12 protein-coding genes and 1 riboswitch are annotated in these 12,858 nt (G+C 47.3%); of the genes, 6 read left to right on the top strand and 6 right to left on the bottom strand.

Features of this window, described 5'->3' with window-relative positions:
• Positions 1-63 precede the first annotated feature (63 nt).
• The 4 genes from DPF93_RS11795 (at position 64) to dapD (ending at position 4,258) form a co-directional block, all read left to right on the top strand.
• On the top strand, positions 64-672 hold the full coding sequence (locus DPF93_RS11795; protein WP_114766367.1) for a peroxiredoxin C: 609 nt from the start codon (positions 64-66) through the stop codon (positions 670-672).
• A gap of 258 nt (positions 673-930) precedes the next feature.
• A riboswitch (Fluoride riboswitch) is annotated at positions 931-1,006 on the top strand.
• Positions 1,007-1,206: 200 nt separating this feature from the next.
• Positions 1,207-1,899 (top strand): iron-sulfur cluster assembly scaffold protein, encoded by a 693-nt coding sequence (locus DPF93_RS11785; RefSeq protein ID WP_114766365.1) that lies wholly within the window; start codon positions 1,207-1,209, stop codon positions 1,897-1,899.
• A gap of 22 nt (positions 1,900-1,921) precedes the next feature.
• Positions 1,922-2,905 carry a GGGtGRT protein gene (locus DPF93_RS11780; RefSeq protein ID WP_114766364.1) on the top strand — a complete coding sequence of 328 codons (984 nt, stop codon included), beginning with the start codon at positions 1,922-1,924 and terminating at the stop codon, positions 2,903-2,905.
• 321 nt (positions 2,906-3,226) lie between these two features.
• On the top strand, positions 3,227-4,258 hold the full coding sequence (dapD, locus tag DPF93_RS11775) for a 2,3,4,5-tetrahydropyridine-2,6-dicarboxylate N-succinyltransferase (RefSeq protein ID WP_114766363.1): 1,032 nt from the start codon (positions 3,227-3,229) through the stop codon (positions 4,256-4,258).
• An 82-nt stretch (positions 4,259-4,340) separates the two neighbouring features.
• Here the strand turns inward: dapD and DPF93_RS11770 are convergent, their stop codons facing one another.
• The 6 genes from DPF93_RS11770 to yihU are packed head-to-tail and all read right to left on the bottom strand — an operon-like array spanning position 4,341 to position 10,860.
• Complete coding sequence (locus DPF93_RS11770) at positions 4,341-5,207, bottom strand: aldose epimerase family protein (RefSeq protein ID WP_208638787.1); 867 nt, start codon at positions 5,205-5,207, stop codon at positions 4,341-4,343.
• 11 nt (positions 5,208-5,218) lie between these two features.
• On the bottom strand, positions 5,219-6,538 hold the full coding sequence (locus DPF93_RS11765) for an MFS transporter (protein ID WP_114766361.1): 1,320 nt from the start codon (positions 6,536-6,538) through the stop codon (positions 5,219-5,221).
• A gap of 56 nt (positions 6,539-6,594) precedes the next feature.
• Positions 6,595-8,007 (bottom strand): MFS transporter, encoded by a 1,413-nt coding sequence (locus tag DPF93_RS11760; RefSeq protein WP_114766360.1) that lies wholly within the window; start codon positions 8,005-8,007, stop codon positions 6,595-6,597.
• 48 nt (positions 8,008-8,055) lie between these two features.
• Entirely contained in the window at positions 8,056-9,057 is a 1,002-nt protein-coding gene (locus DPF93_RS11755; protein ID WP_114766359.1) for a zinc-dependent alcohol dehydrogenase, read from the bottom strand.
• 10 nt (positions 9,058-9,067) lie between these two features.
• The gene (locus DPF93_RS11750) at positions 9,068-9,949 is read right to left on the bottom strand and encodes a class II fructose-bisphosphate aldolase (protein WP_114766358.1); all 882 of its coding nucleotides are present in this window, start codon (positions 9,947-9,949) and stop codon (positions 9,068-9,070) included.
• A gap of 29 nt (positions 9,950-9,978) precedes the next feature.
• Entirely contained in the window at positions 9,979-10,860 is an 882-nt protein-coding gene (gene yihU, locus DPF93_RS11745; RefSeq protein WP_114766430.1) for a sulfolactaldehyde 3-reductase, read from the bottom strand.
• A 131-nt stretch (positions 10,861-10,991) separates the two neighbouring features.
• Here yihU and DPF93_RS11740 point away from each other — a divergent pair, with 131 nt between their 5' ends.
• Together DPF93_RS11740 and DPF93_RS11735 are read left to right on the top strand one after the other, a co-directional pair.
• Positions 10,992-11,888 (top strand): PfkB family carbohydrate kinase, encoded by an 897-nt coding sequence (locus DPF93_RS11740; protein ID WP_114766357.1) that lies wholly within the window; start codon positions 10,992-10,994, stop codon positions 11,886-11,888.
• A 51-nt stretch (positions 11,889-11,939) separates the two neighbouring features.
• Entirely contained in the window at positions 11,940-12,725 is a 786-nt protein-coding gene (locus tag DPF93_RS11735) for a DeoR/GlpR family DNA-binding transcription regulator (RefSeq protein ID WP_114766356.1), read from the top strand.
• Positions 12,726-12,858 lie beyond the last annotated feature (133 nt).

Genomic DNA, 12,858 nt, shown 5'->3' with positions numbered 1-12,858 from the left:
CACGGACCAAACCGAAAAATGATTGAAAGGTTTGGAACTTACCAAATATTTAGGAGCAAAAAAATGGTACTAGTTGGTCGTCAAGCCCCTGACTTTACTGCAGCAGCTGTTCTAGGTAACGGCGAAATCGTTGATAACTTCAACTTTGCAGAATTCACTAAAGGTAAGAAAGCGGTTGTTTTCTTCTACCCACTAGACTTCACTTTCGTTTGCCCATCAGAGCTGATCGCATTCGACAACCGTTTTGAAGATTTCAAAGCGAAAGGCGTAGAAGTAATCGGTGTATCTATCGACTCTCAATTCTCACACAACGCATGGCGTAACACTGCTGTTGAGAACGGCGGTATCGGTCAAGTTAAATACCCTCTAGTTGCTGACGTTAAGCACGAGATTTGTAAAGCTTACGACGTTGAGCACCCAGAAGCTGGCGTTGCGTTCCGTGGTTCATTCCTAATCGACGAAGACGGTCTAGTACGTCACCAAGTAGTGAACGATCTACCACTAGGTCGTAACATCGACGAAATGCTACGCATGGTTGACGCACTAAACTTCCACCAAAAACACGGTGAAGTGTGCCCAGCACAGTGGGAAGAAGGTAAAGCAGGTATGGACGCATCGCCAAAAGGTGTTGCAGCGTTCCTATCTGAGCACTCATCTGACCTAGCTAAGTAATTAGCAGGCACGAGCTAGATACTAGCTCACTATTACCCCCGCTCAACGGGTAATCGGTTGGACAAAAATAAAGCATAAGCGCAAAAAGCGCAGCGCCAATCAGTAATAGTAAAGTCTTTAATAGAAAGCCCAATGCATCGCATTGGGCTTTTTTGTTTTTATCACCCGTCATATATTGCTATCGATATATTGAGTAATTTTTATAGTGCAACTTGGTCTAAAAAGGCGGTTGCTGATCACACTTTTCCAGCGCTATGATAATCACACGGTGATGGGGTACCACCGGAATCAAACGATTCAAACCGCTTTTAATGCTGATGACTCCTACAGAAACGAAAACAGGTCAGCCCTGTTGGAATGCTTTTGCCTATGTTGTAAAAGCGAGAGTTCTGTAGTGAGCAATTCAACTCTTCTCCAACCCCGCTCCTGTTTTCTCAAAAAATAAAAGATATCCGCAATAGTTGTCCACTCAACGAGGCGTACATCGCCGCGAGTCAGGTCAATTTGCTGGATGTCGTACACTGGGAAAACATTATGCAATACTCACACGAAATCCAATCAATGTGCCCAATTCAACGTGGCGATCTGCATGCTTCGGCACCGATCCCTGTTGAAGGCTCGATGATTAATCCTAAAGACGTTATCGCCATTTCTGGTCTTAGCCACGGCGTTGGCGCTTGCGCTCCGCAACAAGGCGCGGCAAAGCTCACCCTTAACGTCAAAAACGGCATCATTGAAGAGGCGTTAATCGAAACCATTGGCTGCTCTGGCATGACTCAATCTGCCGCCATGGCTGCAGAAATCCTCACCGGAAAAACCATCCTTGAAGCACTCAATACCGATTTAGTGTGCGATGCTATCAACGTCGCGATGCGCGAAATCTTCCTGCAATTTGTTTACGGTCGTACTCAATCTGCCTTCTCTGAAGGTGGCTTGGAAATAGGTGCCGCACTGGAAGATCTTGGTCAAACTCAGCGCAGCCAAGTAGGTACTAGCTACGCAACCAAAGCCAAAGGCGTGCGTTACATGGAACTGGCTGAAGGCTACGTAACCAAACTCGCGCTAGATGACAACAAAGAAGTGATTGGTTACCAATATCTCAACCTCGGCAAGATGATGAAAGCCATCAATGAAGGCGTACCTGCTGCTGAAGCCGCAGATAAAGCAACAGGGACTTACGGTCGTTTTGACGAAGCCGTAACAACCATCAACCCACGCCAACAATAATTGCCAGCAGAGGATAGAGATCATGAACACAACAATGACTGAATCGGTACGTCGCACATTAGACGAAATGCAACTTTCTTCGCTGGAAGAGGCTTACCAATACTGTATGGATCGCGGTATCGACCCAAAAGCCTTGGTGATGGACACGCAACCTATCGCGTTTGAAAGCGCTGCCGATGCCTACACACTAGGCACAGCATTGGCGATTTTTCGCGGAGCAAAAACAGCGGAAGCCGCCGCCAATATCATTGGTGAAGGTCTACAAGCTTGCACCAAAGCGGGCAGCGTGGCAGAGCAACGCCAAGTGGGTATCGGTCACGGCGCATTGGCGGCGCGTCTGCTAAATGAAGAAAGTGGCTGCTTTGCTTTTCTTGCCGGTCACGAGTCATTTGCAGCCGCAGAAGGTGCAATCAAAATCGCATTGAACGTGAATAAATCACGTAAAAATCCGTTGAAAGTTATCCTAAATGGCTTGGGTAAAGACGCGGCTTATCTCATCTCACGTATCAACGGTTTTACTTATGTGCGCACTCAATACAACTACCAAACGGGTGAGCTTGTTGAATTGGAGCGTCGCCGTTTCTCCCAAGGTCCACGGGGTGAGATCCTTTGCTACGGTGCTGACGATGTGCGTGAAGGCGTGGCTATTATGCATAAAGAGCAAGTGGATGTGAGCATCACTGGTAACTCAACCAACCCAACACGCTTCCAGCACCCTGTTGCCGGTATATATAAAGCAGAACGCAACCGCGAAGGCATGCCTTATTTCTCTGTCGCATCAGGTGGTGGTACAGGTCGAACTTTGCACCCAGATAATGTCGCAGCAGGTCCAGCTTCTTACGGCATGACTGATACCATGGGTCGCATGCACGCTGACGCGCAGTTCGCAGGTAGCTCTTCAGTACCCGCACACGTCGCTATGATGGGCTTTATCGGCATGGGTAACAATCCTATGGTGGGCGCAACGGTGGCTTTAGCTGTTGCGGTAGGTGAACTAAACCTTTAAGTCACGTAGTAGTCAAGAGTGTGCTTTAACCAAACCCAGTGTAGGGGGAGTGACTTCGGTCCTCCCCTTATTTTATTACCGCTATACGCCCTACTCGCTTTGTGCTGATTTAGCACAAAAACCAGTCAGCACAGGCTTTAGCGACACATTTCTCATCAGACAAACATATCGACAGAAAGACAAAAGGTATCCATCTACGGACTTTCTCCATTTCCCCTCTTTAAACTGCTCACCAGTCTCATTATGATGACTGACAACAAATTCCAAGTTCTTGCCAAGCAGCGGCGAGAACCAAAAAGACTCAACACATGGAGATCAACTATGGCTTTCTTTTCTCTAGCCTTTGGTACAGCAACTAAAAACCGCGACGGCAAAATCATCGAAGCGTTTTTCCCAAGCCCAGTGCTTAACCCTAGCGAAGAGCTTGTTAACGCACTAGCAGCAGTAGCAGGTTACGAACAAGGCAACCAAGCTATCGAGATCTCTGCGGCACAAAGCGCAGAACTAGCGGCAGCATTTGAAGCAAATGGCGATGCTGCAAACGCGTCTTTCGCAGCGAAAGCAGCAGAATCAGCACAACCACTAGTATTGGTTATTCTTGCTACTGACGAGCAGCCGCAATCAGTTGCAGAAGGCTTCCTAAAACTGCAACTAATCTCTAACCGCCTAGTGAAGCCACACGGCACAGTACTAGACGGTATCTTCGGTCTACTGCACAACATCGCATGGACAAACGAAGGTCCTATCGATCTACCAGAACTGGCTGAGCGTCAAATCGAAGCGCGCCTAGCGGGTCGTGCCCTAAGCGTAGATTGCGTCGACAAGTTCCCTAAAATGGTGGACTACGTGGTACCGACTGGCGTGCGTATCGCTGACACTTCTCGCGTACGTCTTGGCGCACACGTTGGTGAAGGCACAACGGTAATGCACGAAGGCTTTATCAACTTCAACGCGGGTACTACTGGCGTGAGCATGGTTGAAGGTCGTATCTCTGCAGGCGTCGTAGTTGGTAACGGCTCTGACATCGGCGGTGGCGCATCTATCATGGGTACACTATCTGGCGGCGGTAAAGTGGTCGTTTCTATCGGTGAAAACTCACTACTAGGTGCAAACGCAGGTCTTGGCTTCCCTATGGGTGACCGTTGTACTATCGAATCAGGTCTATACGTAACTGCGGGTTCTAAAGTACGTATGCTGGATTCAGAAGGCAAAGAAGTAGAAGTAGTGAAAGCACGCGATCTTGCTGGCGTTTCTGATCTTCTGTTCCGTCGTAACTCAGTAACTGGTCAAATCGAATGTCTGGCAAACAAGAGCGCGGTTGAACTAAACGCAGATCTGCACAAAAACAACTAATCATTTTTAGATTGGTAAAATAGACAAAAGCCTCTCTGGAAATCCAAAGAGGCTTTTTTAGTCGCCTTTTTTAGCGATTCTTTTAGCTAAAGCTAAGCAGTGTTTCAATTTCTAGTGGTTGCTCTGGCGTAACTATCGTTACCCGCGGGCTATTAATGCCATTAGGTCTATCAGTCATAGTGTTAACACAGGTTGCATCCGGCTGCTTATCAAACACGGTCAGATAATCGCCACTACTCTCGATATCAAGTTGCAGTGTATCTCCCCAATGCAATGAAACGCTTACTCCCGAGTTAAAACCAAACGTGTCATCCCAAGGCCCTAGTTTCGGTTCAATACGATTGCCCGTCGGCACTTCATTATTACCTGGTTCTTCCAACCAATCAGCATTGAAGTTAACTAGAAGCTGCTGCACGCTATTATCACCAAGCTGTTTCTTAAACCAAGGATGCCAACCAGCAGAAGCAGGGAAAGATTCTTCTTGTGCGATGATGCTTAGTTTCATCAGCACTTGATGATCAATCAGCTGTATTTCTTGCAGAACGGCACCTTTAAATGGCCAAGGTTTATCCAGCGTAAGCTGAAATAGCGCCTTAGTTTTACTAGCGTGCAACACGTGCCAGTGATGCATACATGCGATGCCGTGCATTGCGTGAGGTGCTTTGTTTTGCGGTAGGTTATAGCTTAAACCTTGGTGAGAAAACTCACCATTTTCTACCCTACCCACCCAAGGAACCATAGGAAAACAGCCATACTGAAACGCACGCTTGTTGTCATCCCACTCACGTAACACTTCAATATCAAACGCTTTTAGCGAGCGAATTCGACATCCATCGTGCGGATAGATCACCAATTGTAAGCTGTCGTTGGACAACACAACTTCAGGTCCAGTTGGTCCTGGCCACTCGGTCGCAAAATCTTTTTGTAGTGCAATAAAATGTTCAGTCATCATGACTCCTGTCATTTCGAATAAATTGGCTCAGCAGGTTGCGTGGCTTGCTTATCGATAAGCGACACACAAATGAAAGAAATAGCGGAAATAACGATAACGAAAGCTGCAACAAACCAAGGTGCACCATCGTTTTGATTTAATAGCCACGTACAAATCAGCGGAGTCATACCACCTAAAATCGCCGAAAATTGGTAAGCGACTGATAACCCTGAATAGCGAACTCGTGCGCGGAACATTGAGGTAAACATGGTTGGTTGGACCGCAAACATCATTGTTGGTCCTAAGTTGTACGCCATGATCATGGCGAGCGTGATAAGCACAGCATCGCCGCTTTGCAGCAAGTAGAAATACGGCACCATGGCGAAGACGAGAAAACCTGCGCCGAGCTTATACATAGTGCGTTGACCGTAGCGATCTGAAAGCCAACCGACAATAGGGCAAATACAGATGCCGACACCGGAAGCGATGATCATTGCCTGTAACGGCAGTTCTTGCCCCATCGCTAACTGAATCGCGACATAAGAAATCGCAAACGCGTTAACGGTATTAGAAGAGACGGTTTCCGCTAGACGAGCACCAAAAGCTAAGAAGATATTACGGCGGTGATGTTTAAACAGAGCCACCACAGGTTTGGCATCATCTGGGTGCTCTTCATCTTCACATAGATGCAGCGTTTCAACCGAGTGAGCGCGGATATACATGCCGACAAGCGCCATCACCGCAGACAAAAGGAAAGGAATTCTCCATCCCCAATCCAGCATTTGCTGCTCGGTAAAGACCTGATGAAGAACCCAGAACACACCGGTCGCTAACATGATGCCCGCAGAGGCTGCGACCTGCGGTAGTGAACCAATAAAACCGCGGCGATGCTCAGGGGCTGCCTCAATCGAAATCAGCGCCGCACCACCATATTCGCCACCAAGACCAAAGCCTTGAATCAAACGTAACACCACCAATAGGACTGGTGCCCAAATCCCGATGGAGTCATAAGACGGGATCAAACCAATCAAAAATGTCGAGGCACCAACAATCGATAGAGTCCACATCAAGGTTACTTTACGTCCGACTTTGTCACCATAATGCCCAAAGACTACACCACCAAGAGGGCGTGCTAAGAAGCCAACACCAAAGGTCGCAAATGACGCCATAATGCCAAAAATCGGCTCATCTGATGGAAAGAAAATTGGACCAAAAATAATGCTCGCCGCAGTACCGAAGATAAAAAAGTCGTACCACTCTAACAAAGCACCTGCAAAGCTTCCGGTTACTATCCGACGCAGTTCTGATTCACTAACCGGACCCGCTTTTTTCACATTATTGTTATGCATAACAATGTCTCCATTGCATGGAAAAAGTGGCTGAGGCGTGCACCCCAGCCTTATTATTAGTTTTTATTTAAAAGCTCTAAGACTTCTTTATCTTCCGCATCAACATTGCCTTTTTCGTAATCCCAGCGGATAAGCAAGCAAGTGATGGCACCAATAAATGGAACGGCGGCAAGGACAAAGAACGCATCGGTTTGCCATGCTCCCCAAGCCATTGGCCACAAAACCAAACCAGCGATTGCACCAGCACGCATGATGGCACGAGCAAAGCCAATTGCAGCGGTACGAATGCTTGGTGGGAAAGACATGGTTGCGATAGTCATCCCAAGCCCGCCAGGACCTGCTGAGTGACAGAAAATGATTAAGCCAAGTAAGAAGAGCGAAACCCAAGGGCTAGCATCAGACAGTAAACCAAGGCAAAGTAGTGCCAGCGTTACTAAGGTAAAGCCCCACCCTGCTTGGAAGCGCGCGCCAAAGCGAGCGACAAACAGCGAACCTAAACCACCACCAGTAACACCACACAAGACGTTAACCAATGCCGAGCCACCGAGCGCATGAGAAAGACCACCAGATAAAATACCCGCTAAGGTCAATGGTAGGTATACGCCTACTGCGTTGTACTGCCACGCTTGCATTGTTGCCACCACGCACCCAAGGATGGTGCGACCACGATACTTCGGTGAAAGAAGAATGCTGTAAGCGCCTTTCACTGACTTTGTTTTTGACGCATGAGCGGTAGCATTTGGGTCAATCACCGCATTAATATTGTATTGATCGCGAAGTAATTTCCCTGCCAATTCAAAGCGTCCGGTACGTGCTGCCCATGTCGCTGACTCACCGATAATGGTGTAACGCAAAATCATTACCAGCACGGCAAAGATTGCGCCGATAAAGATGCCGTAGCGCCATAGCATTGGCTCATCGATCGCCGCGGTATTTAGTGAGATCAAAACCAGATAAACCACGGTCGTTGAGACATACCAGCCCATCTGCCACAAGTTAACCGAGCCACCAGTTTTCTTGTTTTTAGCACCATTGAGCTCACTAACTGCCGTGGTAGCCAGCGGGAAGTCGATACCGAGTCCGACGCCCATCAAAATACGACAGACAAGTACAACCCAAATGTTCGGTGCAAACGCTACGGCGACCGCACCTATGGTGCAAAGACCCATACCGATCAAAAAGGTTTTTTGCTGACCAAAACGGTTAGCGATGGTTTGTGCGTATAGACCTGCAATCAAAGCAGAAACTAAAACCGAAGCATTCACCAAAGCGGCAAAGCCCGGTGAAATACCAAATTGTTGCGCGATGTAGCTGTTACCAAACCCCACCATCGTCGCCTGATAAGCATCGATTAAAATACCACCCAGAGCGACAAAAATTACAAATAGGTTCGACTTGCGAGCCCCTTTATCATTGATGGCATCCACGACATCTTGAGATGAACTGATGTGAACTGCTGCTGTAGACATAACAAAACTCCATGTTAAACCTAGGGGCTTGCGCCCCTAGCCTATCGATTAGAACTTGATTAATACCTTGATCGAATCCGCTTCTTGAGCGCGTTGATAAGCTTTGTCAGCATCTTCAACGGCGAACACATCGGTGATCATATCTTCAGTTTTAAATAGCCCTTGTTTCAGCCACTCCACAGCCACATCCCAGTCTTTCGATACGTACATGCCAGAGCTGCGAATATCGCGCTCAAAACGCTGCACCGGACCTAAGTTCAGCTCGACCGGCTTGCTTGGTACACCCATAATCACAACCGTTCCACCTGCGCGCACTTGGACAAGTGACTGCGCGAGCGTCGCTTGCGTAGAGACGACGTCGATCACCGCATCAAAACGTTCATCTTCAGGCAATTCTCCAATCGCATAAGTGGCATAAGCGCCATACTTTTCTGCCAATTTACGTTTACCTGGATCAGGCTCGATAACGTGGATCTCTTTAAAGTTCTTGATGAAAGCAGCTTGGATCACAGATAATCCAATCGTGCCAGCGCCAATAATTAAAACTTTTCCACGGTTTTCTTGAGGTACTCGGTCAACACAATGTGTTCCACATGCAATAACTTCTGCCAAAGCTAATTGCTCCATAGGAATACTTTTTGACGCTACGTGTACGTTGTGGGCTGGCACCACTAATTCTGATTTGCCAAAACCTGGCGCTCTAAACCCAGCTACCTGTGGTGGCTCACATAAATTGTATTGCTCGCGCTTACACGCAGGACACTCCATGCACGCCATAATCGGGTCAAGCACAGCAGGATCGCCAACTTGAATACCTGTCACCGCTGAACCGACTTCTAGCACTTCGACACAAACTTCGTGACCTGGCACCATCGGCGGTTTTGCAAATGGGTGACCATCGTGCAATACATGAATTTCAGAGCCACATACGCCCATGAACTTGGTTGCCACACGCACTTCATGCGGCTGAAGCTCACGTACCTCAAGCGGTAACATTTCAGTGATCACCGAGTTAATCTTGTCAAACTTAACTTGTTTCAATACTGTCATTGGAAAATCCTTATGCTTGATATTCTTGTAGTAATGATGCTGCTTGGTGAGCACTACCAAACAGGTTAATTTTCTCGACCACCACTTGCTTCATCGCGACCTTGCCGGCATCCATAATAAAAGCGAGGGTGTTATCGGTTGGATGGTGCTCAAAGTACTCTTTAATACCTGCTACAAACGCTTGGCGAAGCTCTGTATCGACATTGACTTTGGCAATGCCAGCTTCTATCGCGTGTCGAACCTGCTGATCTGGTACACCTGAACCACCATGCAAAACTAATGGTGTTGCCGTTACTTGCGTAATTTCCGCTAAACGCTCCAGCGCTAATTTTGGCTCTTGGGTATAAACGCCATGGGCGGTACCACATGATACGGCAAGGTAATCAACACCTGTTTGGTCAACAAAATGCTTCGCCTCTTCAACCGTGGTGATCAACGCATCTTTTTCATCCACACTTAAGTCGTCTTCTGTACCGCCAATTTTGCCAATTTCACCTTCAACCCCAATATTTAGCGCTTTACCAAGCTGCACGGTTTGACGAGTGATGTGGATATTGTCTTCAATTGACAGTTGTGAGCCATCAAACATCACCGAATCAAACCCACAACGGATCGCTTGAGCGATTTGATCGTAGTTATGGCAATGGTCAAGATGAATACATACTGGGATGTCATAACGAAGGATTGCCGCATCAAATACCGCTTTTACCACTTCAATACCATGGGTATTAATCACTCGCTGACCAATTTGAATCATCACCGGTGATTGCGTTTCATTGGCTGCATCCAAAATGGCTTGCACGCTTTCTAAGTTGTGCGCGCTGAATGCCCCAACCGCATATTTGTTCGCAACGGCGTGAGCAATCATCTGTTTACCTGAAATATATGGCATTACGTTTCCTTAATTTTCTCTGTAACTATTCAATTTGGTTGCGCGCTGGCGCGGATCTCTTCAACGATCGCCGTCCAGTCTTGCTGTCCACGCCCGTGCGCCTTAGCTTGGGTATATAAAGTGGTTGCTGCCGCCCCCATTGGCATCGGAACGTTTAACTTGCCAGCCAAATCCATCACGATACCAAGGTCTTTTTGCGCCAAAGCCAGCATAAAGACTGGTGACAAATCGCCTTTGAGCAATTTATTTGGCCAAGTGGTGGTAAAGTGCCCTTTGCCTGCTGGGGTGCCTGAAAACACTTTCTCAACCGTGGCGTATTCCAACCCTAGTTTTTCCGCCAACACCACCGCCTCTCCAGAGAGTGCATTTAAGGCTGCCGACATAAAGTTATTCACTAACTTGATGGCAATACCTTTGCCAGGGCCACCCGCACGGATGATTTCATTGCCCATGCAGAGCAAAACTTCGCTTGCGCGATCAATCTGCTCATCGCTACCGCCAGCAAGAATCAAAAGCTCACCATTGACCGCGTGCTCTGAGGTGCGTCCCACAGGTGCATCCATAAACTGCTTACCGCGCGCTTCAAGCGCTAAACGAATTCGCTCTGACTCCAACGGGTGAATGGTCGACATATCAATCAGAAGCGCGTGGTCATCCAATCCATCAATCACGCCTTGCGCTGAAAAAATAACTTTCTCGACCAATTCGCCATTTGGCAGCATGGTGATCACAAAGTCGCTTCCTCGCGCCGCTTCTTCTGCGCTTGATGCGGCGCATGCACCCAAACTTGTCATTTTATTTACAGCTTCTGAATCGATATCGAAAACGCATAACTGGTGATTATGCTTAATCAGACAAGCTGCCATTGGGAACCCCATCTGACCTAAACCGATAAAACCTATCTTTGCCATCACTACCTCGATGTAATTTTTTAAACTTGAAATGATCATATATGAACATTTTTGTAATTTTAGTGACAACGATCTGCTTTTAAATAATTCATTTTTTCTACAATAATTTGGTCAATCTTAAGGAGAGAACTATGGGTAAAATTGCGTGCGTCGGCATTTCAGTGCAGGACCGAATCTACAATATCGTTGAACTACCTAACGGTGGTGGGAAGTACATTGCCAATCACTACCACGAAGTTGGTGGTGGTCCAGCAGCTACCGCAGCAGTCGCGGTCACTCGATTGGGTTTGGAGTGTGATTTCATTGGACGCTTAGGTGATGATGATGTGGGCGCGGCTTTAGTCAATGAACTAAATAGTGACAAAGTGAGCACGAATAATGTAAAAATATTTACAAATAGTCGTTCAACACAATCGGCAGTATTGGTAGACTCTCATGGTGAGCGAATCATCATCAACCACCCTAGCCCTGATTTATCGTCCGATGCGAGCTGGCTAGAACAGGTGGACTTTAGTCAATATCAAGTCGTATTGGCTGATGTTCGTTGGCATGAAGGGGCGTTAAATGCGTTTCAACAAGCCTCCGCGCTCAATATTCCGACCGTTCTCGATGCCGATATCACCAACCAAGATATCTCTGAACTGGTCGAGCTTGCCGATCACGCCGTGTTCTCTCAACCTGGGCTACAAAAGCTCACGGGAGAGCAAGACCACCTTGAAGGCTTGAAGAAAGCGGCACAAATCTGTCGCGGGCAGGTCTATGTGACATTAGGCGCAAAAGGCTGCGTTTGGTTGGAAGATGGAGAGTTCAAACACTATCCTGCTTTTGCAGTAAATGTTGTCGATACCACAGGGGCTGGCGATGTCTTCCATGGCGCTTTTGCCGTTGCTGTCGCGAACCAGTTGCCTAACGCCGACAAAGTCGCCTACGCTGCGGCAGTGGCTGCCTTGAAGTGCACCCAACCCGGTGGGCGAGCAGGAATACCGAACCATCAAGATGTGCAAACGTTTATAAAAAATGCACGCTAGGCTTAAGCATGGGTTACGCACTGCGTAACCCTATAACTAGAAAGATTGATTATGAGTGATAAACATTTCAACAACAGCCCACGACTCAATCAAATTTTAGCGAAAATTCAAGAAGCGCCATGCAGCCAAGACGAGCTGGCGATTGAGTTTGATGTGTCGGTACAGACCATTCGTCGTGATTTCGCGACCTTAAAACAAAACCAACTGATTAACGTAAAAAGTGGCGTGGCATATATCGATAACCCCACCTCACTCGTTAACACCGACTTCACCACACGCCAAAGTAAATACATGCCTGAGAAAGAGGCGGTGGCTCAAGCGATTGCGCGTGATATTCCTGATGGCTCGACCATTTTCCTAACGGTGGGCACCACCACTGAACAAGTTGCTCAAGCTTTATTGAAAAAGAAAGAGCTGACGGTGATCACCAGTAGTATTCGAGTCGCTAATATTTTGTGTGAGTCAGACAATATTGATGTGCTGGTGCCAAGCGGAAAAATTCGTAAAAACAATGGCGGTATTATTGGCTCTACCGTTGTTGAAGACATTAACCAATTTCATGTCGATTACACCGTGACCAGTGTTGGTGCGATTACAGAAGACGGTATTGCACTTGAGTACAATATCGATGATGTTGCCATTGCTCGTACGATGATCGGACAAAGCCGCAAGTTAATCATTGCCATTGACCACTCTAAATACACCAGCAATGCTTCGGTAGTCTTATGTAAACCTGACCTCATCGACGCGATTTATTGCGATGCAGAGCCACCAGCAAAACTGGCCAACATTTTTGCTGACCACGGCGTTGAGTACCACCACGTCACGCTTAAATAATCCCAATACTCCTCTCTTTAGCCGTCGGACTTGCGCGGCTAAATCTCGCCCGCCGATGATTAGTAATAGTTCTATCACTTGACCGCAGCATTTTTAGGATTAATTAGTACCTGTTTTGATTTCATCTCAGCTA

The organism is Vibrio rhodolitus, assembly GCF_003350325.1.
Classification (GTDB): domain Bacteria; phylum Pseudomonadota; class Gammaproteobacteria; order Enterobacterales; family Vibrionaceae; genus Vibrio; species Vibrio rhodolitus.
This window is presented reverse-complemented; position numbering and strand designations above follow the sequence as displayed.